Origin of the sequence: Mycobacterium sp. 94-17 (genome assembly GCF_035617725.1) — a bacterium.
Taxonomy (GTDB): Bacteria; Actinomycetota; Actinomycetes; order Mycobacteriales; family Mycobacteriaceae; genus Mycobacterium.
Genome location: NZ_JAPIYN010000005.1, coordinates 73,293 through 99,230 on the forward strand (window position 1 = coordinate 73,293; position 25,938 = coordinate 99,230).

The 25,938-nt window shown below is 68.8% G+C and carries 21 protein-coding genes; 9 read left to right on the forward strand and 12 right to left on the reverse strand.

The features are described from left to right. Positions 1–98: 98 nt before the first annotated feature. From OQ789_RS08040 to OQ789_RS08055, 4 genes are all read right to left on the reverse strand, one after another. The gene (locus OQ789_RS08040) at positions 99–890 is read right to left on the reverse strand and encodes a crotonase/enoyl-CoA hydratase family protein (RefSeq protein WP_324684807.1); all 792 of its coding nucleotides are present in this window, start codon (positions 888–890) and stop codon (positions 99–101) included. A 145-nt stretch (positions 891–1,035) separates the two neighbouring features. Further along, on the reverse strand, positions 1,036–2,445 hold the full coding sequence (locus tag OQ789_RS08045; RefSeq protein ID WP_324684809.1) for a wax ester/triacylglycerol synthase family O-acyltransferase: 1,410 nt from the start codon (positions 2,443–2,445) through the stop codon (positions 1,036–1,038). Between the two features lie 44 nt (positions 2,446–2,489). Further along, the gene (locus OQ789_RS08050; RefSeq protein ID WP_324684810.1) at positions 2,490–3,695 is read right to left on the reverse strand and encodes an alpha/beta hydrolase; all 1,206 of its coding nucleotides are present in this window, start codon (positions 3,693–3,695) and stop codon (positions 2,490–2,492) included. Between the two features lie 177 nt (positions 3,696–3,872). Further along, entirely contained in the window at positions 3,873–4,544 is a 672-nt protein-coding gene (locus OQ789_RS08055; protein ID WP_324684811.1) for an SAM-dependent methyltransferase, read from the reverse strand. Positions 4,545–4,892: 348 nt separating this feature from the next. On the opposite strand from OQ789_RS08055, the gene OQ789_RS08060 reads away from it, so the two are divergent. Next, positions 4,893–5,792, forward strand: coding sequence for an alpha/beta hydrolase (locus OQ789_RS08060; RefSeq protein ID WP_324684812.1), 900 nt, complete (start codon positions 4,893–4,895; stop codon positions 5,790–5,792). Positions 5,793–5,798: 6 nt separating this feature from the next. Here the strand turns inward: OQ789_RS08060 and OQ789_RS08065 are convergent, their stop codons facing one another. The 3 genes from OQ789_RS08065 to OQ789_RS08075 form a co-directional block, all read right to left on the reverse strand. Beyond that, on the reverse strand, positions 5,799–7,112 hold the full coding sequence (locus OQ789_RS08065) for an amidohydrolase family protein (RefSeq protein WP_324684813.1): 1,314 nt from the start codon (positions 7,110–7,112) through the stop codon (positions 5,799–5,801). Then, positions 7,106–8,302, reverse strand: a complete 1,197-nt coding sequence (locus tag OQ789_RS08070) for a CoA transferase (protein ID WP_324685060.1) — start codon at positions 8,300–8,302, stop codon at positions 7,106–7,108. The genes OQ789_RS08065 and OQ789_RS08070 overlap by 7 nt, the downstream gene beginning before the upstream one ends. 68 nt (positions 8,303–8,370) lie before the next feature. Then, on the reverse strand, positions 8,371–9,381 hold the full coding sequence (locus tag OQ789_RS08075; RefSeq protein WP_324684815.1) for a MaoC family dehydratase: 1,011 nt from the start codon (positions 9,379–9,381) through the stop codon (positions 8,371–8,373). A gap of 136 nt (positions 9,382–9,517) precedes the next feature. Here OQ789_RS08075 and OQ789_RS08080 point away from each other — a divergent pair, with 136 nt between their 5' ends. After that, the gene (locus OQ789_RS08080; RefSeq protein ID WP_324684817.1) at positions 9,518–10,663 is read left to right on the forward strand and encodes an acyl-CoA dehydrogenase family protein; all 1,146 of its coding nucleotides are present in this window, start codon (positions 9,518–9,520) and stop codon (positions 10,661–10,663) included. 127 nt (positions 10,664–10,790) lie between these two features. Next, on the forward strand, positions 10,791–11,258 hold the full coding sequence (locus OQ789_RS08085; protein ID WP_324684818.1) for a CD225/dispanin family protein: 468 nt from the start codon (positions 10,791–10,793) through the stop codon (positions 11,256–11,258). A gap of 85 nt (positions 11,259–11,343) precedes the next feature. Here OQ789_RS08085 and OQ789_RS08090 read toward each other — a convergent pair whose 3' ends face one another. Continuing rightward, positions 11,344–12,285, reverse strand: coding sequence for an enoyl-CoA hydratase/isomerase family protein (locus OQ789_RS08090; RefSeq protein ID WP_324684820.1), 942 nt, complete (start codon positions 12,283–12,285; stop codon positions 11,344–11,346). A gap of 3 nt (positions 12,286–12,288) precedes the next feature. After that, complete coding sequence (gene fadD4, locus OQ789_RS08095) at positions 12,289–13,806, reverse strand: fatty-acid--CoA ligase FadD4 (RefSeq protein WP_324684821.1); 1,518 nt, start codon at positions 13,804–13,806, stop codon at positions 12,289–12,291. Between the two features lie 94 nt (positions 13,807–13,900). Here fadD4 and OQ789_RS08100 point away from each other — a divergent pair, with 94 nt between their 5' ends. The 3 genes from OQ789_RS08100 to OQ789_RS08110 all read left to right on the forward strand — a co-directional run bounded on the left by OQ789_RS08100 (position 13,901) and on the right by OQ789_RS08110 (position 16,588). Next, complete coding sequence (locus tag OQ789_RS08100) at positions 13,901–14,632, forward strand: adenylate/guanylate cyclase domain-containing protein (RefSeq protein WP_324684822.1); 732 nt, start codon at positions 13,901–13,903, stop codon at positions 14,630–14,632. A gap of 135 nt (positions 14,633–14,767) precedes the next feature. Then, positions 14,768–15,199: a hypothetical protein gene (locus OQ789_RS08105; protein ID WP_324684823.1), complete on the forward strand. Its 432-nt coding sequence runs from the start codon at positions 14,768–14,770 to the stop codon at positions 15,197–15,199. Between the two features lie 9 nt (positions 15,200–15,208). Continuing rightward, positions 15,209–16,588 (forward strand): hypothetical protein, encoded by a 1,380-nt coding sequence (locus OQ789_RS08110; RefSeq protein WP_324684825.1) that lies wholly within the window; start codon positions 15,209–15,211, stop codon positions 16,586–16,588. 2 nt (positions 16,589–16,590) lie between these two features. Here OQ789_RS08110 and OQ789_RS08115 read toward each other — a convergent pair whose 3' ends face one another. The 3 genes from OQ789_RS08115 to OQ789_RS08125 all read right to left on the reverse strand — a co-directional run bounded on the left by OQ789_RS08115 (position 16,591) and on the right by OQ789_RS08125 (position 21,224). Beyond that, the gene (locus OQ789_RS08115) at positions 16,591–18,420 is read right to left on the reverse strand and encodes a phosphoenolpyruvate carboxykinase (GTP) (protein WP_324684827.1); all 1,830 of its coding nucleotides are present in this window, start codon (positions 18,418–18,420) and stop codon (positions 16,591–16,593) included. A 141-nt stretch (positions 18,421–18,561) separates the two neighbouring features. Continuing rightward, entirely contained in the window at positions 18,562–20,127 is a 1,566-nt protein-coding gene (locus OQ789_RS08120) for a hypothetical protein (RefSeq protein WP_324684828.1), read from the reverse strand. Next, a complete protein-coding gene (locus OQ789_RS08125; protein ID WP_324684830.1) occupies positions 20,124–21,224 on the reverse strand; it encodes a hypothetical protein in 1,101 nt (366 codons plus the stop codon). Before OQ789_RS08125 ends, OQ789_RS08120 begins: the two co-directional genes overlap by 4 nt. Before the next feature lie 209 nt (positions 21,225–21,433). On the opposite strand from OQ789_RS08125, the gene trmB reads away from it, so the two are divergent. Genes trmB through OQ789_RS08140 form a run of 3 tightly spaced genes read left to right on the forward strand, consistent with a single transcriptional unit; the run spans position 21,434 to position 25,916 of the window. Beyond that, positions 21,434–22,216, forward strand: a complete 783-nt coding sequence (gene trmB, locus OQ789_RS08130) for a tRNA (guanosine(46)-N7)-methyltransferase TrmB (protein WP_324685062.1) — start codon at positions 21,434–21,436, stop codon at positions 22,214–22,216. Between the two features lie 13 nt (positions 22,217–22,229). Beyond that, on the forward strand, positions 22,230–22,943 hold the full coding sequence (locus OQ789_RS08135; protein ID WP_324684831.1) for an NYN domain-containing protein: 714 nt from the start codon (positions 22,230–22,232) through the stop codon (positions 22,941–22,943). Positions 22,944–23,003: 60 nt separating this feature from the next. After that, complete coding sequence (locus tag OQ789_RS08140; protein ID WP_324684832.1) at positions 23,004–25,916, forward strand: MMPL family transporter; 2,913 nt, start codon at positions 23,004–23,006, stop codon at positions 25,914–25,916. Positions 25,917–25,938: the final 22 nt, after the last annotated feature.

Genomic DNA, 25,938 nt, shown 5'->3' on the forward strand with positions numbered 1-25,938 from the left:
TCGACGGCGGCCTGCCCCCGTTCTTCCGGATGGCCGCCGAGGACGGCACGGATACGGAAAGCCTTGCGGCAGAAGCAGATCGGGCGTTCAGCTCGGGATCAGGTGCCCGTCCACTCGGGCGGGCGCTTCTCCGCGAAGGCGATGGCGCCCTCCTTGGCGTCGTTGGAGGCGAACACCGGCATCAGCAGCTTGTTCTGCTCGGCGAACATCTCCTCGGGGCTCCAGCCGCGCGCCTCGACCATGATCCGCTTGGTGGCGGCCACCGCGAGCGGACCGTTGGCCGCGATCTTTTCGGCCAGCTCGATCGCGGCGTCCAGCGCGGTGCCCGGCTCGGCCAACAGGTTGACCATGCCCAGCGCGTGGGCGCGCTCCGCGCTCAGGTTGTCACCGGTGAGCGCCAGTTCCATGGCGATCGCCGACGGGATGCGCTGCGGCAGCCGCAGCAGTCCGCCGCCGCCCGCGACCAGCCCGCGCTTGACTTCCGGGATGCCGAACGCCGAGTCCTTGGAGGCCACGATCAGGTCGGTCGCCAACGCCAGCTCGGTGCCGCCGGCCAGCGCGTAGCCCTCGACCGCCGCGATCAGCGGTTTGACCGGGGGACGCTCGGTGAAGCCCATGCCGCGGCCCTCGACGATGGGAAGCTCGCCACGGGCGAAGGCCTTGAGATCCATGCCCGCACAGAATGAGCCGCCCGCCCCGGTGAGGATGCCCACCGACAGGCCGGTCTCGCTGTCGAGCCGATCCACCGCGGCGGCCAGGCCATTGGCCACCGCCGAGTTGACCGCGTTCTTGGCCTTCGGCCGGTTGATCGTGATGATGAGGATTCGATCCCGTTGTTCGACCAGAACTTCGGGTTCCTCGGCGCTGGCCTGTTCGTTTCCACTGCTCACGGTGCCGCACAACTCCTTAACCGGCCTTGAGATAGCTCACGAGATAGCTTCTGTCGGACCGATGGTAACCGCCGGCGGAAACGGCGTTGACGTCCCGCGGAGATTCCGCCTCCGCGGCAGCCGATCCCCTAGCGACCCGGGCGGGTCACGCCGGAGCCATCGCGGCCTCGATGACCGTCAGGTTCTCGGAAAGCCCTGCGGCCCTGCGTATCTTGATGAAGTCGGCCACCATGGCCTCGGAGACCTCGTGCGGGTCCTCGAGCGTGGACCCGTCGGAGAGCACCGAGATGTTGAGCTGATCGACGTAGCTCCACACGGTGATGTTCAGGCCGCTGCCCGCGGTCAACGGGCCCACCGAATAGATCTCGGTGACCAGCGCCCCGCCCACCCGGCCGCGTTCCCGGGGGCCGGGCACGTTGGAGATGTTCAGGTTGAGGATCTTGTTGTGCCCGTCGCGCCCGGACGCCCACCGGAAGAAGGCCTGGGTGGGAGCGGGTGGCATGTAGGCCGCCCACCTGCTGACCAGCTCGGGCCCCATCAGCTGGTTGCTCTCCTTGGCGGCGATGGCGTTCTCGTGGCAGCACCGCACCCGCTCCAGCGGATCGTCGGAATCGGTGGGCAGGCCCACCAGCACGCCGGTGAAGCGATTGCCCGAGATGCGTTCGGGCGAGAAGTCGAAACTCATCGGCACCGAAGCCAGCAGCGGTTCGGCCCTGCCGTCGTAGCGCAGCAGCAGGGTGCGCAGCGCGCCGGTCGACATGGCCAGCACCATGTCGTTGATCGTCGCCCCGAGCCGCTTGCCGGTCTCCTTGACGTCGGCCAGCGCCAGGGTGGCGGTCGCGAACCGCCGTTCCGGGGTGATCTTGTGGTTCATGAAGGTCGGCGGCGGTTCGAAGGGCCGCGTCAGCTCCGGGGAGAATTTCCGCGAGCTGCGGCGCACCCGGCCCAGGCCCTGGGCGGTATAGCGGAAGGTGTGCGGCAGCCGCCCGACATGGCGCAGGTGGTCGGCGAACGCCGACGCCATCAGCTGGCGCCGGGTGGGTGCCGGGTCGCAGACGTAAGGCCCGCCCTCCGGGCCCGACTGCAGGTCCATGCCCCGGGCCATCAGGTTCGCCGAGGCGACGCCGTCGGCGAGGGCGTGGTGAATCTTGCCGACGACGGCAATCCGGTTGTTGGCCAAGCCCTCCACGAAGTACATCTCCCACAGCGGCCGGCTGCGATCGAGCGCCGTGCTGGCGATCTGCCCGATCGCCTCGTCCAGCTCGCGGCGGCCACCCGGCGGCGCCACCTTCCAGGGCCGAATGTGGTAGTCCAGGTCGAGTTCGCAGTTCTCCCGCCACATCGGGTGGTGAAAGCTCAGCGGCACCTCGACCAGCTGGTAGCAGAACGGGTCGAGCTTGTTCAGCCGGCCGGCGATCACCTCGCGGAAGGTGTCGACGTCCAGCGAGCGGCGATCGGCGTCCAGCTCGATGACGGCGGCTTTGATGGTGTGCATATGCACGTTCGGCGCTTCGCTGTACAGCAGTACGGCGTCCCACCCGCTAAGCCTTTTCACCGCTGCCCCATGCTCATAGAGGGACCATACTCAGCGGTGCCGGTTCAGATGACCTCTTTTGCCCCGACGCGCGTCTTGGTGCGATAGATCTGGTTCAGGAACAGCGAGGCGACGTGCGCGGCCGCGCCGGCGCGTTCGCCGTCGATGAGGTCGTAGCCGTGGCCGGCGCCGGGGAATTCCAGATAGCCGACCATCGAGTGCGACACCTCCCGCAGCCGCTCGACGAAGCTGCGCGCCTGTGCCACCGGGATGACGCTGTCCTTGCTGCCGTGAATGACCAGGAAGGGCGGCGCATTGCGGTGCACCCGCGCGATCGGAGACGCGTCGCGGAAGATGTCGGGACGACGGGCGATCGACTTCTTGACCACAACGCGCTCGAGGAACTCGACGAACCGTTCGCGCTCCGGCGTCGAGCGGTCCTCCCAGTCGTAGCGGCCATAGATCCCGACAACCGCGTCAACCGAAGTATCCGCGCCCTGAGGCAGCTTCGCCTGGAACTGCGGGTCGTCGGGCGTCAGCCCGGCCAGCGCACACAGGTGGCCGCCGGCCGAACATCCCGCTATCGCAACGAAATTGCGGTCACCGCCGAACTTGTCGACGTTGGCACGTGCCCACGCGATGGCCGTCTTGACGTCCACGATGTGGCGTGGCCAACGGTGGTGGGGCGCAACGCGATAGTTGACCGCCAGGCATACCCATCCCTGCTCGGCGAGCCGTGACATCAACGCCGATCCCTGGCCCATGCACTTGCCGTGCACCCAGGCGCCGCCCGGCACGAAGATCAGGACCGGCGCGGGGTGGGCGGGCAACTCCTCGCGCCGCCAGACGTCGAGCACCTGGTCGGGGTGGTCGCCGTAGTGCACGGCGCGGCGATGCAGGTAGCGCCGCTGGCGCAGGCCCTCCCAGATCGGCGGCGTCTTCTCGGCGACCGGCCAGTCGGTATCGAGGTCCGCTGCGGACACGACCCCGCGCAACGCGGCGATCGACACCTGCCGGGTGCTCTCCCGGTCCCGGCGGCGCGCGTCGTTGATCCCGGGCTTGAACCAGTCCTTGGACGCCGCCGAGATCGCCTCCGGTGCATGCCGGGCTCCCCAGACGCCCATGGCGGTCAAACCACCCAGGGGCTCGAGATGCTTGCCGACCACGGGCAGCGAAGCCCCTGCCACACTCAACGCCAGCGCATAGTCACCGGGGCGGGCCCGCAACAACCATTTCACGCAATCGGCAATGCCAGGGCCGCTCACCGTCATGCAGGGCACTGTACCCCTGATACCCGTTCACAAACTGAAGTTTGAGGCCCGCGGATCACCGCGACGAAAGCGTCGGGCCGCCGGGCCCCTCGAATCCGGCATTCGCCCTGTTAAAAGCTTTTTTTCAAGTCCCTGTGTAGGAACAACTCCGTTGTGGACGACACGCTTATTCGGCCGTTATCGGGCCGTCAGATCGGCGATCACCCGGCCCCCGACCAGGCGGACCCCGGACAGCGTCAGTCCCACCTGTGCCGCCAGCGCGGCGGCACTGTCCACGCCGACGGACGCCCAGCGAAACCAGGGCCCGACCTCGCCCGCCGCCTCCAGCCGGACCCATCGCGAACAGACGCCGATGGCCTCGGCCTCGAATTCGGCAATGCACCGGCCGCCGCGGCCCAGCAACTCGAAGGCACGCCCGAGAATTCGTCGCGGGTCCCCGCCCAGCCCGACGTTGCCGTCGACCAGGAGCACGGTCTGCCACAGGCCCGTTCCCGGCAGCGGCTCGAACACGTCGCCCAGCAACGCCGGTGCGCCGCCGCGACCCGCGAGCTGGATCGCGGTCGCGGACCGGTCGATACCGAGGGCGGGAATCCCCCGCTGCATCAGCCTGGCCACCAACCGGCCCGGACCGCAGCCCAGCTCGATTGTCGGCCCGGTGCACATCTGCGTGACGGCTTCGTCGAAGACCTCGTCGACGGTTTCGGAGGCGTCGGAGGCGTCACCAGATCCATCACCGGGACATCGCACACCCAACCATCGGTGCGCCGGCAGTGGCCGCAGTTCACCGTCGTCATGACGGATCCAACATCGTTCCCCGCTGAGCGCCCGGTCGTAGAGTTGCCCAAGCATTTCACGTCCTTCGCGTCTCGGCCGATCGGGCGGAGCGCCGGCGCTCGGTCCCGTGCGGAACGTTGCGGCGACGTACCGGAAATCCCAACAAGCTGACGGCAGGCCCGTGCGCCAGCATTGCTCCGATACCCCGATCTACGCCTGGTTAATCTCATTTCCCTCCCCCGGCCACGTCGCAGCGCCCCGCATGGTTCATCCGCCTGCGGCGGTGGAGGCGGACTCTGCGCTACCGGGGTGGCCGTAAGCACCGAATTACGGTTCTTTACACGGCTTTCCGTGCGGCAGCGCTGTGCGGCCGACGGGGCGCACCCGCGTCGCCGCCTGTCTCGCGTCGGTGATACTGGTCGGGTGACGAACAACGACGTTCATCCTGACCTGCGGCGACTTGCCCGCATCGCGCCGCGACGACTCGTCAGCCCCCGCACCCTGCCGCTCATGCGGAGGGCGCTCGCGTGGCGGGGACGCCTCGGCAAGCCCGTCGCGGGCGTCGAGGCCATCGCGCTCGGTTCCGGGGTCGGCGTTCGGCTGTTCCGGCCCGCCGGAGCCGCCCGGCCCACGCCCGCGTTGCTGTGGATCCACGGCGGCGGATACGTGATCGGCACCGCCGAGCAGGACGACCGGCTCTGCAGCGGATTCAGCACGCGGCTGGGCATCACCGTCGCGTCGGTGGAATACCGCCTCGCGCCCGAACATCCGTATCCCGCACCACTGGAAGACTGCTATTCCGCGCTGACGTGGCTGGCGGGGCTGCCGTCGGTGGACCGCTACCGTGTCGCCATTGGTGGCGCCAGCGCCGGCGGCGGCCTGACGGCGGCCCTGGCCCTGCTCGCCCGCGACCGCGCCGAGGTGAGCCCGGCCTTCCAGCTGCTGACCTATCCGATGCTCGACGACCGCAGTTCGGCCACCGCGCCCGGCGCGAACTACCGGCTGTGGGACAACCGCAGCAACAGCTTCGGCTGGGCCGCATATCTGGGCCACGCCGACCCTCGGGACGCCGTGCCGGCACGCCACGACGACCTCAGCGGGCTGCCGCCCGCCTGGATCGGGGTGGGCACCCATGACCTGTTCCACGACGAAGACCTGGCCTACGCCGAACGCCTACGCGATGCGGGGGTACCGTGCGAGGTCGAGACCGTTCCGGGCGCCTTCCACGGTTTCGACCTGGTGCTGCCGAAAGCCCAAGTGTCGCGGCGGTTTTTCGACAGCCAGTGCGACAGTCTGCGGGCCGCACTGGCCCCCACCGCCTGATACCGCTCACATCGCGAAGTACACCAGCTCACCGCCGATGACGGTGGCCGCCACCAGACCGGCGTCCAGGGCGGCCAGCGCCGTCGCCGGCGGTTCGTTGAGCACACACAGGTCCCCCGGCTGCCCGACTGCCACCGCCCTTGGTTGGCCCGGACGGTCGGCCGATCCCAGAAACATCGTCAAAGCCGCTCGCGCCGAGACGGTTTCGTGTGCCCCCAGCACGACGCCCAGCGGTGTGGTGCGGTGTACCGCTGCGCGCATCGCCGTCCAGGGGTCGGCGTGGCCGAACGGCATGTCGGTGGAGAGCGCGACCGGCACCGTCGCGTCGCGCAACGATGCGACGCGCCACAGCTGATCGTGCTCGGCGGCGGGAATCTCGGCGACGTACTGGTCGCCGCGCTCGGCGACGAAGTTGGGCTGCGTCACCACGGTGACCCCGAGCTCGGCGAGGTCGGCCAGCGTGTCGTCGGGCACCACGGCGGCGTGCTCGATGCGGTCCCGCGGATGGCCGCCGGCGGCGCGCAGCGCCGCGATGGTCACCACCAGCTGGGCTGCGGTCACGCAGTGCACGGCGACGGGTTGCCCGTCGTCATGTTGGCGCGCAATCCATTCCGCGAGGCCATCGAGATCCAGTCGATCGTCGTGCAGAATTCTCTTGCCCGGCGACAGGAAATTCAGTCGCGGGCGGAACTCACCGCACCGGTGCGCCTCCTTCAGCGACTCCACGTCGTCGGCATCGAGATCAGGCGTGGCGTCGGTGACACCGGTGACACCGGTCGCGGTGATCCGGCGGCTCAGTTCGGCCAGGTCGGTTTCGCGCCGCGCCAGTGCCAGCGACCAGCCGCGGTCGGCGCTGCGCAGCCGTCCGTCGGGGTGTTCGGGCAGGCCGACCCGGCCCAGCGCCTCGGAGTTCAGGATCCACAGCGCCCCGCTGCGGTGCTGGATGCGCACCGGCACATGGGGAACGATCGCATCCAGGGCGGCGCGATCAAGTTCCCCGGCAACCGAATCGTGGTAGCCCACAGCGCGAATCCAGCCGTCAGGTCCCGGCGTGGCGTTCGCCAGCAATTGGGTCAGCTCCGATTCGGTACTGACGCCGGGCGGCCCGACGAAGAAGGAGTCCAGCGCCGAGGCCGCCGCGCGCAAATGCACGTGGTGGTCGTGCAGCCCGGGCAGGACGGCGCCGCCGCCCGCATACAGCACGCCCTCCCCCGCCCGCGGCACGAGACCCTCACCCGGCGGTGCCATCTCCTCGATCAGCGCACCCACCCGGATGTCGGTCATGGTCCCGTCCAGCAGGGTCGCACGCTGAATCAGCATGACGGACAACGCCTCTGGCGGACAAGATGCCGAACCGCCGCATTGTCGGACCCCGGGCCGGACGCCGGACGCGCCACCGGCGGGGTGGGCGGTGGCGAAACCGGCGCCGACGACACCGACGGCTCGACCGGCAGCGCCGCGTAGGTCGCGGCAACCCCGGACATGGATACGCCGATCAACTCGCCGCCGCCCCGGCCCAGGGATTCGGCCACCGCCAGGGCCGCCTCCAGCCCGGTCAGCGGGTCGGCGATGGCGTCACCGCAGAACACCGGCCCCTCGGCGCTGGCGCCGACCAGGCCACCGGCCACCGCGGTGTCGTCGCCGAATCCCGGCCGCCGGCCGTCATACCCGGTGATCTGCAACCAGATTCGGCCCGCGCGCGGCGGGATGTCGTCGGGCCCGAGCCCCCGGCGAGCCAGCGCCGCCGGGCGCGAACCCTCGATGACGATGTCGCTGACCGTCAGGAGTTCGCGCAATTCGCCGGCCTGGCCGTCGAAATCCACTTCGTAGCTGAGCTTTTCGCTGTTGATCCAGTCGAAGACGCCGGGATTCCCGGCCCGGGTGCCGTCCGGGCGCCCCGGGCTTTCGACCTTCACGACGGTCGCTCCGGCGCGGGCCAGCAGCCGCCCGCACAGCGGGCCCGCCCACATCGAGGACAGATCGGCCACCAGCAGACCGCGCGGTGCGCGCGGCGCCGCGTGGTCTGCTCGCGGCCCCCGCACGCGTATCGCCGCAGGCGCGGGCGCGGCCTCGCCCAGGCCCGCAGCCGGAATGTCGAGCAGCGCAGCCCGTTCGACGATCTCGGCCACCGGCCGGGTGGCGGCCCAGCGCTGCACCACCGGCCACGGATCGGCGGCAAGCTCGTCGGCCTGCACCAGCGCCGGCACAGCGTCGACATCGTCGGCACGCGAGAGGGTCAGCGCGCAGCGGCCGTCGCGGGCGGCGAGCAGGCGGGTACCACCGCCCGCCGACACCCGGCCGGCGCGGGTCAGGCCCAGCAGCGCGGCCCTGCCGGCCAACACCCCGGCCGCATCGACGGCGACACCCAGCCGCTGGCCGATGGCCGCGGCCACCCGCTGTGCGCGGGCCAGCACGTTGGCCCGGGAGAAGTCGGCGGGACCGTCGGGCAGGCCGGTCAAATAGGCCAGCCCGCTGCTCCCCCAGTCGTTGATCTGACGGGACCCGCCCATCGACGAAGCCGAACTCACGCCCCCATTGTGCGCACGGCCCCCGGCGCCGCATCGACCGGCGAACCGGCTCAGAACTGCAGTGCGCGAAACCGCCAGTCCAGCACCGGCCGATCGCCATCGGTATCGCCGACCGCATACACCAGCGACCGCAGCCCCAGGACGCCCCCGTGACCGGTCGGCTCGGCGGATTCGACGTGCAGCTCGCTGTAGAGGGTGTCGCCCTCGTGCACGGGTCCGGTGTGGTCGCAGGATTGCCAGCCCAACACCGTCACCAGGTTGGGCAACAGTCTGCTCGCCTGCGCCAATGCCAAACCGATGGTGTGGCCGCCGTACACCAGCCTGCGCCCGCCGATCCGCGAATCATGATGTGTGGCAGCGATATTCAGTGTTAGTCGGGCGAGTTCTGGAGCGCAGCTGACCACGTCGGCGGTGCTGTGCAGCACCGAACCGACCAGGCCGGGATCGAAGTGCGAACCGGGTACCTTGTCGCGGAACACCTCGCCGTCCCACTGCGCGGTCGGATCGTGGGCCGGGCCGGGCACATCGGCACCGATGCCGGACAGCTCGTCGTGGGGCGCATCGTCGGCCGTGAAATCCGGCCCGGCGGGCAGCATCCCGCACCGGTAGAAGTCGAGCACCAACTGATCGGCCTGGTCGATCGTGATCATCCGCAGCGCCGCCAGACCCGTCGGAGCCCGGCCGGGCTTGGGTGAATTCGCACGCAGCCCAACCACTTCGGTGCGGGTGTAAAGGGAATCGCCGATGACCGGAAACCGGTGAAACACCAGGCCGCGGTAGAACAGGTTGGCCTTCACGCGCTGGGTCGCCAACGTCGACTGCCCGATCGCCACATCACACACCAGGCCCGGATGGGCCAGCGGCGCGGGCAGGCCCGTCACCGCCCCGCACAGATCGGCGTCCAGCGCCAGGCGTAGCCGATCCCCCACGATCGCCTGGTGGGCGCCCGCCAGCCCGGACGACAACGTCATCGACGGCGCCCAGTCGAACACCTGCCCCACCGAGAGATCGTCGAAGTACGGCCCGCCCTGGCGAAGCCCCGCATACCCGTCACTGGTCACAACGCCCCATGCTGGCAGGCTGAGGAATCGAGGGTCAACCGCGAAGCGGGTCGCCACCTCCAGGTTGCGTGGCGATCGCGAGCGCGGCGAAGCCGGGCGAAGCGGGTCGCCACCTCAAGTTGGAAGGTGATCACTGGTGAACGACGAAGAAGAGATGCTGGTCGCGACGGTGCGGGCGTTCATCGACCGCGACGTCAAACCGACCGTTCGCGAGGTCGAGCACGCCAACACCTATCCCGAGGCGTGGATCGAGCAGATGAAGCGGATCGGGATCTATGGCCTGGCCGTTCCTGAGGAGTACGGCGGGTCGCCGGTATCCATGCCGTGCTACGTCCGGGTCACCGAGCAACTTGCGCGCGGCTGGATGAGCCTGGCCGGCGCGATGGGCGGGCACACCGTGGTCGCCAAACTGCTCACGCTGTTCGGCACCGAGGACCAGAAGCGGACCTACCTGCCCCGGATGGCCGGCGGAGAGGTGCGGGCCACCATGGCACTGACCGAACCCGGCGGCGGCTCGGACCTGCAGAACATGACGACCACCGCAATGCCAGACGAGTCGGGTGGCTTGGTGATCAACGGATCCAAGACCTGGATCAGCAACGCGCGCCGTTCCGGGCTGATCGCGCTGCTGTGCAAGACCGACCCGGATGCCAGGCCGCGTCACAAGGGCATCTCGATCGTGCTCGTCGAGCACGGGCCGGGCCTGACGGTGTCGCGAGACCTGCCGAAGCTCGGCTACAAGGGCGTGGAGTCCTGCGAGCTGTCGTTCGACAACTTCCGGGCGCCCCGCACCGCAGTGCTGGGTGGCGTTGCGGGGGAAGGCTTTTCGCAGATGATGAAGGGCCTCGAGACGGGACGCATCCAGGTGGCCGCCCGCGCCCTGGGCGTCGCCACCGCGGCGCTGGACGACGCGCTCGCCTACGCACAGCAGCGCGAGAGCTTCGGCCAGCCGATCTGGCAGCACCAGTCGATCGGCAACTACCTGGCCGACATGGCGACCAAACTCACCGCGGCCCGCCAGCTCACCCGGTATGCCGCCGAACGGTACGACGGCGGCGAACGCTGCGACATGGAAGCCGGGATGGCCAAATTGTTCGCCTCCGAGATCGCCATGGAGATCGCGCTCAACGCCGTGCGAATCCACGGCGGCTACGGCTATTCCACCGAATACGACGTCGAACGCTACTTCCGGGACGCACCTTTGATGATCGTCGGCGAAGGCACCAACGAGATCCAGCGCAATGTGATTGCCCGGCAACTCGTGACGCGGGGCGGGATCTGACCCGGCCCACCGATCTCACGGCCCCAGAGCGAAGTCCGGAGTATATTTACCTGACCCTCCGGCCGGCAAACCGGTGTGGAAACTGAGCCGTTCGCCAGCCGAGGAAATGACAGGAAAGGCAGCCGCCATGAGTTATCCCCCCGTGCCGCCCGGAGGTTCGCCCGAAGGGCCGGGGCAGCAACCGGAATGGCAGGGCCGGCAACCGGAATGGCAGGGTCAGCAACCCGCGGGGTGGCAGCCGCCGCCACCACCGGGGTGGCAGGGCCAGCCGCCACCCGCCGGATGGCCCGCGCCGCACCCGGGATGGCAGGAGCCCGAGAACTATCTGGTGTGGGCGATCCTGTGCACTGTGCTGTGCTGCCTGCCGCTGGGAATCGTGTCGATCGTCTACTCCACCAAGGTGTCCGGGCTGTGGGCCCAAGGCCGCTACGCGGAGGCTCAGGAGGCGTCGAACAACGCCAAGAAGTGGGCCATCATCGGCGCGGTCGTCGGCGTCGTCGTGGCGGTGATCGGCGTGGTGCTGTGGTTCGCCATGTTCGCGGCGATCGTGTCTTCCATACCGTCCACGACCACCACGACATTTTCGGGCTTCTGAGCCGCGTCAAACGGGATCGCCGTCATCCCGCTGAACTACTGTCAGACAGGGGATTTGATTTGGCCGTCCGTGACGCGCCCGGCCGCTACGCCTCGTCCACCAGCCCCCAGGACAATGCGGTCGTTGTGTCGATGGTTCGGCCGGACAGGACGAGATACGCCGTGCGCCAACGTCCTATCCGCCGCGGGACGCTGACGGTGCCACCGGCGCCGGGGAGTAGACCCAACGCCAGCTCGGGTAGCCCGAACACCGCATCGTCGCGGGCGGTTACCCACCCGCAGAACGCCGCCATCTCCAATCCGCTGCCCATCACCCGGCCGTGCACCTCGGCGCGGCAGGCGCGGCCGAGCCTGGCGGCCAGCGCGTCGAGCGCCAGTGCGGGGCTGTAGCGGGTACGGGCCAGGTGCGCGCTCGCCGGGTCGGCGAAGGTGCCGAACTCGGCCAGGTCCCCGCCGCTGCAGAACGAAGGGCCGTTGCCGCTCAACAGGATTCCGGTGACCGACGGGTCGAGTTGCGCGACCGCCAGCGCCTCCAACAGCGCCGCGCGCGCATCGGTGGAGAACGCGTTGTGCCGCTGCGGCCGGTTGAACGCGATCCGCACGACGTCGCCGTCTCGCCGCGCCAGCACCGGGTCGGCGATCTCGGGCATGCGGACCGGGCCACGTTCGCGCAACCACCGCCCGAACTCCGGGCCGGCCTGCAGGGTCGAATACGCCAACGACTCCGTCATCACCCCGGACAGCGTCGGGTCCTGCGGGTCCACCGCGCGTAGCACGTCGTCACAGATCTCGCTGGCGTGCGGCCAACGTTCACAGCGCGCCGTCAGCTCCGCCACCGTCGCCGGCACCGAGTCGACGGTGACCACACGCCGATCGCCGCAGGGATCCTCCGTCAGCGTGAAAGATGCCGCGTCAAGCCAGGATCCGGCCCCTGCGATGTCGGCGGCCGAGCCGACCGCGACGATCACCCCGGGCGGGATCGCCGGGCGATCCTGGGGCGCACTCGACAGGTCGACCACCGAGAGCATCGGTCACACCGAGTACTTCTCGATCAGCTCATTCTTGTAGAGCTTGCCGGTGTCGGTGCGCGGCAACTGCGCTTCGAACGCGATCGATCGCGGACACTTGTAGTGCGCCAACTGGTCTCGCAGCCACGCCGTCAACTCCGCGGCGAATTCGTCGGTGGCGTCGGCCGCGTCGACGGCCTGCACGGCCGCCACCACGCGCTGGCCCATCTCGTCATCGGGCACCCCGAAAACCGCGGCATCCAACACCTTTGGGTGCGTCACCAACAGGTTCTCGGCCTCCTGCGGATAGATGTTCACCCCGCCGGAGATGATCATGTGGTGGCGCCGGTCTGTCAGGTACAGGTAGCCCTCCTCGTCGAGGTAACCGATGTCCCCGACGGTGGCCCAGCCGCGCTTGTCGCGCGATGAGGCGGTTTTCGTTGGGTCGTTGAGGTATTCGAAGGCATAGCCGCCCTCGAAGTAGATCTCGCCGGCCTGCCCCGGCGGCAACTCGTTGCCGTCTTGGTCGAGGATGTGCACGGCGCCCACCATGGGTTTGCCGACCGAACCCGGATGCGTCAGCCAGTCCTCGGCACTGATCAGCGTCGAACCGTGCGCTTCCGAGGACGCGTAGTACTCGTCGATGATCGGACCCCACCAGTCCATCATCTGCTTCTTGATCTCAACCGGGCACGGGGCCGCCGCATGCATCACCCGCTGCAGCGACGAGATGTCGTACGAATCCCGCACGGCCCCAGGTAGTTTCAGCATCCTCGTGAAGTGGGCGGGGACAAACTGAGCGTGGGTGACCCGGTAGCGCTCGATGGCATCCAGGCAGCCCTCGGGATCGAATTTTTCCAGCACCACGGTGGTGATGCCGCCGGCCTGCGCGCTCATCGACCACACGGATGGCGCCGTGTGGTAGAGCGGCGCGGGGCTGAGGTAGATCGATTCCGGCGTCATCCAGTAACCGACCAGCGCCGACATCATGCCGGGCGCCTCCGACGGTGGCACGTGCGGCAATTCGCGCTTGATGCCCTTGGGCCGGCCGGTGGTGCCCGACGAGTACTGCAGCAGGTCGCCCTCGATCTCGTCGTCGATCGGCGTATCAGGCTGACCGGCAACGCATTCCGGGTAGCGCTCCCAGCCCTCGAGATCCCCGTCCGCGATGATCAGCAGCGCGGGAAGCCCGCCCGGCAGCTCTTCGGCCAGGCCGGCCAGGGTGTCGCGCAGCGCCGCCGAACCGATGATGGCCTTGGCGCTGCTGTTGTCGATGATGTAGGCCGCCTCCGCCGCCGTCAGGTGGGTGTTGATCGGCACGTAGTACAAGCCGCTGCGACGGGCCGCCCACATCACCGCGTGGAGATGCTCGTTGTTCTCCATCAGGATCGCGATAGTGTCGCCCTCGACCAGCCCAGCTTGCCGGAAGTAGTGCGCCAGCCGGTTGGCGCGGGCTTCCAGTTCGTCGAACCTGATGACGGTGCCCGACGGGTGGAGGATGACTGCGGGCTTGCCGGTGCCGAGATGCTCGCGAATCTGCATGCGCAGACTGTACCGCCACGAAAGTTGACGGGTGTCAAGTGGGCAGGGTGACACTTCTCCTTCGCGTCCGCTGCACCTGCCTTACAGTGCGTCAATGGGCTTCACCGAGGGCCAGGCCACTCCGGATGCCCCGTCGGGAGTGGTGACCTTCCTTTTCACCGACGTGGAGGGCTCGACGCGGCGCTGGGAGGCCGACCCGGACGCGATGCGGGTGGCCCTGGCTGCTCATGACGACCTGATGGCCGAAACCGTGGCCGCAAACCGAGGTTGGCTTTTCAAGCACACCGGGGACTGGGTGTGCGCGGCGTTCAGCTCCCCGAAGGCCGCCGTGGACGCGGCCGTCACCGCGCAGCGGGGGCTGGAGCTCCCGGTGCGGATGGGCGTCGCCACCGGCGAGGCCGAGTTGCGCGGCGACGACTACTTCGGTGCGGTTCTAAATCGCGCCGCGCGAATCATGTCGGCCGGACACGGTGGCCAGATCCTGCTCGAAGGCGCGACCGCGGAACTGCTCACCGGTGTCGACCTGATCGATATGGGCGTGCGCCGGCTGCGCGACATCGCCAAACCCGTTGCCATCCATCAGGTGCGGGCTTCCGGGCTCAGCACGGACTTCCCACCGCTTCGGGCCGTCGACACGGTGCCGGGGAACCTTAGAGCCCCGGCCACCTCGATCATCGGCCGGGAATCGGACATCGTCGAGGTGCAGACGGCCCTCAAGGCACACCGTCTCGTCACGCTGACCGGGTTGGCGGCGTCGGCAAGACACGGCTGGCGCTCGAGGTCGCCGGACGCCTGTCGAACGCCTTCCCCGACGGCACCTTCCTGATCGAACTGGCAACAGTCGGTGACCCGGCAGCGGTTCCGGATGCCGCCGCGGCCGTGCTGGGGATCATTCAGCAGCCGGAGATGAGCCTGGCGGACAGCATCGCGATGGCCTTGGCGGGCCCGGTCGCGGCTGCTGGTGTTCGACAGCTGCGAACACGTCCTGGATGCGGCGGCCGATCTGATCGAAAACATCCTGGAGCACTCCGCGACCGTGACGATCCTCGCCACCAGCCGCGAGGGCCTGTCGCTGGGCGAGGAACAACTGTGGACGGTACCTTCGCTGGACCGCGGACGCGGCGTGGCATCGCCCGCGGCGGCGTTGTTCATCGAACGCGCACAGGGTTTCGCGCAGGGTATGTCCTTCACCCATGGCGACGACACGGCCGCCGTCGTCGAGATCTGTCGTCGCTTGGATGGGATACCCCTGGCCATCGAATTGGCGGCCTCGCGGATGGTGTCCATGACCCCGACCGAGCTGCGCGACAGGCTCGACGACCGGTTCCGGTTGCTGGTCGGGTCCCGGCGCGGGATGGAACGGCACCAGACGTTACGGCACATGGTGCAGTAGTCCTACGATTTGCTCGACGGTTCGGAAAGGGCTCTGCTGCAACGCTGCTCGGTGTTCGCGGGAGGGTTCGACCTTTCGGGTGCCTGCGCGGTCACCGGATCCGATGACGATCTGGCCACCCTTGACCTGCTACACGCGCTGGTCCGCAAGTCGCTGCTGGTGGCCGATCGATCGGCGTCGCGAACGCGCTTCTCGATGCTGGAAACGGTACGCCAGTTCGCCGAAGAACAACTCGTCGTTGCGGGTGACGCGGACGACACCCGCGTCGCACACGCGCGGTACTTCGCAGTGCGCGAAAACGATGTCATCGAGCTGTGGGATAGCCGGCAGCGCGATTCCTACATCTGGTTCACCGACGAATTGCCGAACCTGCGCAGCGCATTCCGATGGGCCGCCGACGCCGGAAACCTCGACACCGCCATCGCGATCGCCTGGTACGCAACGATTCTGGGGCTGTGCATCGAGCAGTACGAACCCGTCCAGTGGGTCGAGGAACTCATCGAGCCGGCGAAGGCTGTCGACCACCGGAGGCTGGTGCACCTTTGTCTGGCCGCCGTGCAGTGCTACGCCAACGGTCGCATCGAGGATTACTTCCGCTATAGCAAGGCCGGTAAGGCTGCGATCATCAGTGGGCGCTACGACGAGATTGTGGAAGCACTTGAACCGATGTTCGGCGTCGGTTATATCGTCGCCGGCCAGCCGGAACGCTGGGTTGACTGGTGCCGCAACATCATTGAGCGACGCCCGCACCCGCACACCTTGGTGCACGCCTGCCTGGTCTACGCGTTGATCATCAGCGGGGACATCGCGGCTGCGGTCGCGGCGTCACAAAACCTCCCGGCGGCTGCCGAGACTTCGGACAACCCGAATGTCCGGTCGCAGGCTCTGCTGGCATACGGGTACGCCAACTCCGAGGCCGAGCCGGACAAGGCCTACGACGCGCTGTCCCGCGGCCTGGTAATCGCGCGCGAAAGCGGTAACCGCCAACAGGAATCGCACCAGACACTCATCCTGTCCCGGTTGGCCGTTTCGCAGGGTAATCCGACGGATGCCCTCGACCTGCTGACCGTATCGCTACGAAACTTCTACGATTCCGGCAGTTTCGCGTTGGTCCGCAGCCCGTTGGCGGTCCTCGCGGCGTACCTGGACCGCCTGGGCCATCATGCGCCGGCGGCCACCATCAGCGGGTTAGCCGCCACGCCGCTGACGTCGCACGCGTTTCCTGAGATCAACGACGCGGTCGCGCACCTGCGCGCCGCCCTCGGCGACCAGGACTACGAGTCACTGGCCGGTAAAGGGGCTGCCATGACCATCACCGAGATCGTCGGCTACGCGCTCGACCAGATCGACCGGGCCAGAGCGGAACTGGCCGCCTCCGCTCGCGGCTGAGGCTAGTCCGCTTCGGACAGCCGCTGCTTGAGCGCGTCGAACTCGTCGCGGACGCCGGTCGGCAGCTTGTCGCCGATGAACTCGAACCACTCCTCGATCAAGGGCAGTTCCTCGCGCCACTCGGCCGCGTTGACCGCCAGCGACTTGGACACGGCGTCATCGTCGGTGTCCAGGCCGTCCAGGTCCAGGTCGTCCAGCGTCGGCACGATGCCGATCGGCGTGTCCTGGCCGCCGGCCTGGTGCTCGATGCGGTCGACGATCCACTTCAGCACGCGGCTGTTCTCGCCGAAGCCCGGCCAGAGGAACTCGCCCTTGTCGCCGCGGCGGAACCAGTTGACGAAGAACACCTTCGGCATCTTGGACTCGTCGGAGTTCTTGCCGAGGTCGAGCCAGTGCTGGAAGTAGTCGGCGACGTGGTAGCCCAGGAACGGCAGCATGGCCATCGGGTCGCGGCGCACGGTGCCCACCTTGCCCTCGGCGGCGGCCGTCTGCTCGCTGCCCATGGTGGCGCCCATGAACACCCCGTGCTGCCAGTCGCGGGCCTCGGTCACCAGCGGCACCGTGGTCTTACGGCGTGCACCGAACAGGATCCCCGAGATCGGCACCCCCTGCGGGTCGTCCCACTCCGGCGCCAGGATGGGGCACTGCGACATCGGGGTGCAGTACCGCGAATTCGGGTGCGCCGCCTTGGTGTCCGTCTCGCGCAGGACCCAGTCATTGCCCTTCCAGTCGATCAAATGGTCGGGCTCGCCCTCCAGGCCTTCCCACCACACGTCGTTGTCGTCGGTCAGCGCGACGTTCGTGAACACGGTGTTGCCCGCCTCGATCGTGCGCATCGCGTTCGGGTTGGACTTCCAGTTGGTGCCCGGCGCCACCCCGAAGAAACCGAATTCGGGGTTGACCGCGTACAGCCGGCCGTCCTTGCCGAACCGCATCCACGCGATGTCGTCACCGAGGGTCTCGGCGCGCCAGCCCGGGATGGTCGGCTGCAGCATCGCGAGGTTGGTCTTACCGCACGCGGACGGGAACGCCGCGGCGAAGTAGTAGGCCTTGTTCTCCGGGGAGATCAGCTTGAGGATCAGCATGTGCTCGGCGAGCCAGCCCTCGTCGTGGGCCATCGCCGAGGCGATCCGCAGCGAGTAGCACTTCTTGCCCAGCAGCGCGTTGCCGCCGTACCCCGAGCCGTAGCTCATGATTTCGCGGGTCTCGGGAAAGTGGGTGATGTATTTGGTGTCGTTACAAGGCCACGGCACGTCCTTCTCGCCGTCGGCCAATGGCGCCCCCACGGAGTGCAGCGCCTTGACGAAGAACCCGTCGTCGCCCATCTTCTCCAGGGCGGCCTTGCCCATCCGGGTCATGGTGCGCATGGAGACGACGACGTACTCGGAGTCGGTGATCTCCACGCCCAGCTTCGGGTCGTCGGCGCCGAGCGGGCCCATGCAGAACGGCACCACATACATGGTGCGGCCGCGCATGCACCCGCGATACAGGTCGTTGAGGATGCCGCGCATCTCGGCCGGGTCCATCCAGTTGTTGGTGGGGCCGGCGTCGACCTCGCGCTCGGAGCAGATGAAGGTCCGTGACTCGACGCGCGCCACGTCGGACGGGTCCGACAGCGCCAGGTAGGAGTTGGGGTGCTTCTTCTCGTTCAGCTTCGTGAACGTGCCCGCCTCGACCAGCTGGGCGGCCAGCCGATCGAACTCTTCGGCGGAGCCGTCGGTGAAGACCACGCGCTCGGGCTGGGTGAGCTCGGCGACCTCCTGCACCCATGACAGCAGCCCCTGGTGATTCGTGGGTGCTGTGTCCAAACCGGGAATGGTCGCTGAGGTCATCGAACTCTCCTGGATTCGTCTGCGTATCGGGCTTCGTGTTGCTCGCTATGCTGTCGCCCACACAATTAAGGGATTGGTGGCGTTAACTACAGGTTATCGTGAGGATCTTGTCGCGGAAGCCCCGGGCGGGTATAAGCCTTCTCACAACAACGATTCAGAAGATCCCGACGGCTCGCCATCTTCGCTCCTCGACGCGGGTGTTTCGATCGGGTCACCGCTGGCGTCCGCGGGGTGACTTTCGTCTTGCCCTGTACCCGGTTCGCCCAGTTCTGCACGTACGGCCGCCAGGGCCGCCGTCACCGCGGGCATCTCTCGATCACGCGCGGCCGCGGCGCGCGCGGCGGCCAGGGCGTGCTCGCGCAGTTCGGTGTCGATGACGCCCACCGAGGCGGACACCTCGGCATTCTCGGCCTCGTCCTGCGCCAGCAGCGCCTTGCTCAACACCGACTCGGCGGCCAGCACCCGCGTGGCGACCAGCTCCTCGACGACCGACTGCAGCGACGACGCCACGTCACCCGTCCAGCGGTCCAGCAGCGCCCGGTCGTGCAGCAGCGCGCGGATGTTGATCACCAGGAAGGTGAGCGCCACCGAGACCGCCACACACGCCACGGCCGCGACGACGGCCAGGGCGGGGTTCAGCCGCGAGGCCAGGCCGCTCATCAGCCGGCTCAGGGTCAGCGCCACCCCGAGGCCGAACCCGACGCCCAACAGGATCATCAGCCAGGTTTCCTGTCGGCGTGATTTCAGCGGCGGGGGCGACACGTCCACCGCCGGCAGCCGCTCGAGCGGCGGCAGCTCCATCGGCACCCGCACCACCTGCGCGACCTCGGTGAGCTTCGTGTCGGTGTCGTGGCCGACCTTGGCGACCACATCCTCCAGCGCGTCACGGACGTCCGCCTCGAAGCCGGGTATGTTGCGCCGCGACAGGCCCGCCGCGTGCTCCTGCAGCTCGGTGCGCACCGCCGCGCAGCGGTTGCGCGCGGAGTGCGAGAGGGCGACCCGCGCCTGCTGGACCTGACCGCGCAGCGTGATGGTGCGCTCGCTCTTCGCCTGGCGCCGCTGCTGCAATGCGGTGCTGCGCTCCTGACGCAGCGCCTCGACCCGCGCCCGGCGCCCCTGCCCCTCGACCTCCCGGTCGAACCGGCTGGCCACCGTGCGCAGCCGAGATTCCCACGCCCGCAACCTGTTTCGCCGTGCGAGATCGGGGGCATCGAGCAACGCCGTGACGGCGTGCACCAGCTCGTCGACGTCCGGGTCACCCAGGTCGGGCTGAGCCGCCGCACCCACCCAGGGCGTCCGGGCGTAGCGGGGCGCGTGCGCGCGCAACGAGTCGCGGTTGGCGGCGACGACGTCGCGCCAGTTGAGATGCACATCGATCTTGGACACCACACCGACGACGGCATCGGTGTGCTCGGTCGCGGCGTCCAGTAGCGCACAGTCCGACGGCGTCAGGTTCGCGGCCGCGGACACGACGAACACCACGACCTCCGGCACCTCACCAGGGCCCATTTCCGTCGACTCGACGAATTTGTGCTGCGGCACCCGCTCCCGCAGTGCCTCGGCCACCGCGCTGATCCCGGCCAGCCACGGGCCGGTCACCAGCACTACGTCAGCGCGCTTGATCGCCGGCGGATCCAGCCCGGGCCCGGCTGCCGCCACCAGCGCATCCACCTCGGCGACCGGATCGCCGCCGGTTCCGCCGCTCACCAGAGCTCTCCCGGCAGCGACGCGCAGGACTGGGACCAGAGCCGCAGCGCCCCCCGGGCGATGTCGGCGCCGCAGGCGCGGTGCAACTCGCTGGCCGACGCGCGGCTGTAGCGCTGCCACCGCGCCGCGCGCGGCAGGTGGGCGGACGGGTCGTGATGCGCATCGAGCGGCTTCTGGTCACCGGGGTCCAGGCCGGCCGCCTCGGCCAGGTCCACCGCGGCCGCCATCCGGGCCACCACGGTCTCGTCGCGGGACAGGAACCCGCTGATGCGCTCACCCAGCCTGCCGCCGCAGGCGGCCAGCGCCTCGAGTTCGGCGACGGCGTCCAGCACCCGCTGGTAACGCGCCTCGGCGCCCAGCGCGCCGAGGCTGTTCAGCACGCCGTCGATGCCGCTCATCCGGTGCAGCAGGGTCAGCACCTGGGCCGGGGTCCGGCCCTGTCGCAGCGCGGCGACCGCCAGCGCCGCGCCGAACAGGTCGAGGGTGTCCAGCAGGCGCTGCCGTACCTCGGCGGCCACCGGGACGTCGGCGGCCAGGAAAACGGCGAAGGAGCCGTCGAAACACGCGGTGCCGCCGGGGTGCGCGGCGAGCGTGGACAACGCCGTCCACTGGGTGCTGTCCAGGTCGTCGAGCGCGGCGGCCGCGAGCAGGCCGTTCATCGGTTCCATCGGCACGCCGATCAGTGCCGCGAGCTTCGCGCACCGCGCGCGCGCCGCCACGATCGGGCTGTCACCGCCCCGGCCGGACAGCGAACCGGCCAGATCGGCCTTGTTCAGCACCGCCAGCACCGGGCGCCCGGCCGCTGACACCTGGGAGATCGCGTGCGCGTCCTCGGGCTTGACCACCTCCGCGACCACATAGACCAGCGCGTCGGCGTCGCGATCCGGCGCCGCGTCGACGACCGCGATACCCGCCGCATCCGCCGCCCCGGCCAGGGCCCGGCGCACGGTGCGGCAGCCGACCCCCCGACGGCCGCACACCGCCACGCGCAGGGGTGCGGCCGATCGCTGCGCGATCGCCGTCACGCGCGGGTCGACGTGGCCGGCGGCGAACCGCGCCAGCTCGTCGACGAAAGTCTGGTGTCCCTGTGCCTTCATATATCGCGTGCCTTCATATACCGCCTGTTCGGTCTGGTTGACCCCACGCCCGGCCGGCGCCGCCGCTACCGGATGCAGCGCCGGGGCCGAGCGGTCCCACCGAATGGTGGCACCCACGTCACCAAGAAGCGAGCCACCGTTAATCAGTTACCAGGTGAAGGCAACTGTTGGGTATCAATCCGGACCAGGGGCGGCTACATCCGATGTTTATAGGCCACCATGGACAAATGCATGCGCAGCGCGGGGTGGCGATGTCCGCCGACACGCCGACGGGCGAGTCCGGCCGTCCCGGCCAGCGTTATCTGCCTGCCACGGCGTTCCGTTCGCGGCGAGCGGCCCTTTCCGATGCCCAGCGCCGGACCTGGGACCGGCGCTGGCCCGAGCTCGGGCTGTCGGTGGGCGCCGCAACCGGCGAAGCCGAGGGCTCCGAACGCCCGCTGGACACCGGCGCGTGGTTTGGGCGCCAAGCGCCGGTGGTGCTCGAAATCGGTTGCGGCAGTGGCATATCCACTCTCGCGATGGCCAAGGATGAGCCGGGTGTCGATGTCGTCGCCGTGGAGATCTACCGACGCGGGCTGGCCCAGCTGCTGTGCGCGATCGACCGCGACCAGGTGAGCAACATCCGGCTGATTCGCGGCAACGCGCTCGACGTCCTGCAACGCCTCATCGCGCCGGCCTCGCTGACCGGGGTTCGCGTCTACTTTCCCGATCCGTGGCCGAAGGCCCGGCACCACAAACGCCGGTTCCTGCAGCCGGGCACGATTGGCTTGATAGCCGACCGGCTACTCCCCGGTGGTGTCCTGCACGTTGCGACGGACCATGCCGGCTATGCCGAACACATCGCCGAGGTCGGCGCGGGCGAGCCCCGCCTGCATCCCGTCGATTCCGGCGCTGCGCTGCCGATCTCGATCTCACGTCCCACCACCAAGTACGAGACCAAGGCCCAAGAAGCGGGCAGCGCCGTCACCGAATTCGTGTGGCTTAAACGATGAGAAGGCGATGAGTATGAGCCTGACCGAAGAGACCGCGGCGGGCGCAGAGCCCACCGCCTCGCCGGCGGTGCTGAGCGGCGACGAGCCGGGCGGCTTCTCTCCCGCCGGCGGGCGCGTGCTGCTGGTGTGGGACGCCCCCAACCTCGACATGGGCCTGGGCTCCATCCTGGGCCGGCGGCCGACAGCCCTGGAACGCCCGCGGTTCGACGCCCTCGGGCGCTGGTTGCTGGGCCGCACGGCCGAGGTCAGCGCGCACCGCCCGGGTGTCGTGGTCGAACCCGAAGCCACCGTTTTCACCAACATCGCACCGGGTAGCGCTGATGTCGTGCGGCCGTGGGTGGATGCACTTCGCAACGTCGGCTTCGCGGTGTTCGCCAAGCCGAAGATCGACGAGGACAGCGACGTCGACCGCGACATGCTGGCCCATATCGAACTGCGGCGCCGCGAAGGGCTGGCCGCGCTGGTGGTGGCTTCCGCCGACGGTCAGGCTTTCCGTCACCCGCTGGAAGACATCGCACGAACCGGGGTTGCCGTTCAGGTGATCGGATTTCGCGAACATGCGAGTTGGGCGCTAGCGTCGGATACCTTGGACTTCGTTGATCTGGAGGATATCGCTGGTGTCTTCCGGGAACCGTTGCCGCGGATCGGCCTAGATTCGCTGCCTGACCAGGGTGCGTGGCTGCAGCCGTTCCGGCCGCTCTCCGCGCTGCTGACCGCGCGTGTGTGACACTGGCTTGAAAAACCGAAAACACCGCGCGGGTCGTTAACGATCCAGTAAGGAGCTTGCGTGTTCGCCTGGTGGGGTCGAACTGTGTACCGGTACCGGTACATCGTGATCGGGGTCACGGTAGCTCTGTGTCTGCTGGGTGGCGTCTTCGGAATCAGCCTGGGCAAGCATGTTACACAGAGCGGCTTCTATGACGACGGCAGCCAATCCGTGAAGGCCTCGGTGCTGGGCGACCAGACCTACGGCCGCGACCGCACCAGCCACGTGGTGGCCACGTTCACCGCCCCCGACGGGAAAACTGTCGATGATCCGGCGTGGCGGGACAAGATCGTCAGCGAGCTGAACAAGTTCAAGACCGACCATCCCGACCAGGTCGTGGGCTGGGCCGGCTGGCTGGCGGTGGCCAATCCCGCAGACGCACCCCCGCTGATAAAGGGGATGGCCACCGAGGACAAGAAACACACCTTCGTCAGCATCCCGCTGAAGGGCAACGACGACGACAGCATCCTGAACAACTACAAGGCCATCCAGCCGGACCTGCAGAAGCTCGACGGCGGCACCGTGCAACTCGCCGGCCTCGAGCCCATCGCCAGCGCCCTGACCGGCACCATTGCCAGCGACCAGAAACTCTTGGAGTATTTGGGTCTACCGATAGTCACGGTGGTGCTGTTCCTGGTCTTCGGCGGTGCCGTCGCCGCCGGCCTGCCCGTCATCGTCGGTGGGCTGAGCATCGCGGGCTCGCTGGGCATCCTGAGGTTCGCGGCCATCTTCGGTCCGGTGCACTTCTTCGCCCAGCCTGTGGTCTCGCTGATCGGTTTCGGTATTGCCATCGACTATGGCCTTTTCGTGGTGAGCCGGTTCCGGGAGGAGATAGCCGAGGGCTACGACACCGAAGCCGCGGTGCGACGAACTGTGATGACGGCCGGGCGAACCGTTGTGTTCTCGGCGGCCCTGATCATCGCCTGCAGCGCCAGCCTGCTGGTGTTGCCGCAGGGCTTCGTGCATTCGCTCACCTACGCGATCTTCGCCGCGGTTGGGCTGGCGGCGCTGCTGTCAATCACCTTCCTGCCGGCGTGCCTGGGCATCCTCGGCCGCCACATCGACGCGCTGGGCGTGCGGACCGCGTTCCGGGTGCCGTTCCTGCGGAACTGGAAATACTCGAGGGCCTACCTGAACTGGCTGGCCGACCGGCTGCAGAAGACCAAGACCCGCGAAGAGGTCGAGGCCGGGTTCTGGGGCAAGCTGGTCACCCGGGTGATGAAGCGACCGCTGGCCTTCGCCATCCCGATCGCCGTCGGCATGATCCTGCTGGTCATTCCGCTGGGCAACCTGTCGCTTGGCGGCATGAGCGAGAAGTACCTGCCCCCGGACAATCCGGTCCGCCTGGCCCAGGAGCATTTCGACAAGCTCTTCCCCGGCTACCGGACCGAGCAGCTGACGATGGTGATCCAGAGCACTAACGGCAGCAAGGTCACCGACCAGCAGGTCGCCGACATCCGCAACCGGATCTCCTCGATCGGCGGGTTTACCGACAAGAAGTGGGAGGAACGGGCCTGCCCGACCATCGCCGGCAACCCCTGCGTCGCCGGTCCGAACGGGACATCGGTGCCCAAGGACGACTCGGTCCGGGTGATCCAGAACGGCCTGGCCAACAAGAGCGACGCCGCAAAGAAGATCACCGACCTACGAGCCATCTCACCGCCGAAGGGCCTCAACCTCTACGTCGGGGGCACCCCGGCGCTCGAACAGGACAGCATCCACAGCCTGTTCGCCAAGGGTCCGCTGATGCTGGTGCTGCTGCTCAGCGCCAGCCTGTTGCTGATGTTCTTGGCGTTCGGCTCGGTGGTACTGCCGATCAAGGCGGCGCTGATGAGCGCGCTGACGCTGGGCTCGACTCTGGGCATCCTGACCTGGATCTTCGTCGACGGGCATTTCTCGAAGTGGCTGAATTTCACACCGACGCCGTTGATGGTGGTGCTTATCGCCCTTGTCGTCGCGGTGGGTTTCGGTCTGGCCACCGACTACGAGGTGTTCCTGGTATCCCGGATGGTCGAGGCGCGCGAACGCGGCATGTCGACGGCCGAGGCCATCCGGATCGGCACCGCGACCACCGGGCGCCTGATCACCGCCGCCGCGCTGGTGCTGGCCGTCGTCGCCGGATCGTTCATGTTCTCCGACCTGGTGATGATGAAGTACCTGGCCTTCGGGTTGGCGGCGGCACTGCTGCTGGACGCCACCGTGGTCCGGATGTTCCTGGTGCCGTCGGTGATGAAGCTGCTCGGCGACGACTGCTGGTGGGCGCCGCGCTGGGCCCGGCGCCTGCAGAACAAGATCGGCCTCGGTGAGATCGACCTGCCCGACGAGCGCAAGCGGCCCACGCTCAACGGCAGGCCGGCGCGGCCGCCCGTGGCGGCCAGCCTGGTCGCGGCGGCCCCGCGCCCGCCGCACGACCCCACCCACCCCGCCGCGCTGGAGCCGTCGCGGCCCACCCGCCCGGGCCCGGCGGAACCGCGGCCCGCGCAGGAACCGTCCCCGGGTGGGACGACGCGCGCCGAAAGCGCGAGCACCACCCGCATCCCGGCCCGGCCCAGCCAGCCGACGGAGGCCAAGACCACGCGCTTCGCCGCGCCCGGCCATGACCGACCGGCCGAAGCGCGCCCCGCCGCCAACTCCACACCGCAGGCGCCGCCGCGGCCCGCGGCGCCGAGTCCGGCCGCACCTCCGTCCGGCGATCAGACGCGGGCGATCCCGGTGCCAAGCAACCGGCCCGACGACACGGGCGACGCCGCCGAACCCACCACCGCCCTGCCGAAGATGCGCCCGGAAGGCTCGGGTACCAGCGACCCCGACGCCGCCTCCGAGCAGGTGAACGCCCGCGGGCAGCGCGAGAACGGCGACCCAGCGCGACAACGCAGGCGCTCCGGCGGCGGCCTGTCCGCCGCGGATCTGCTGCGCCGCGAGGGACGCCTGTAACCACCCCGAAAAGACTTGCGCC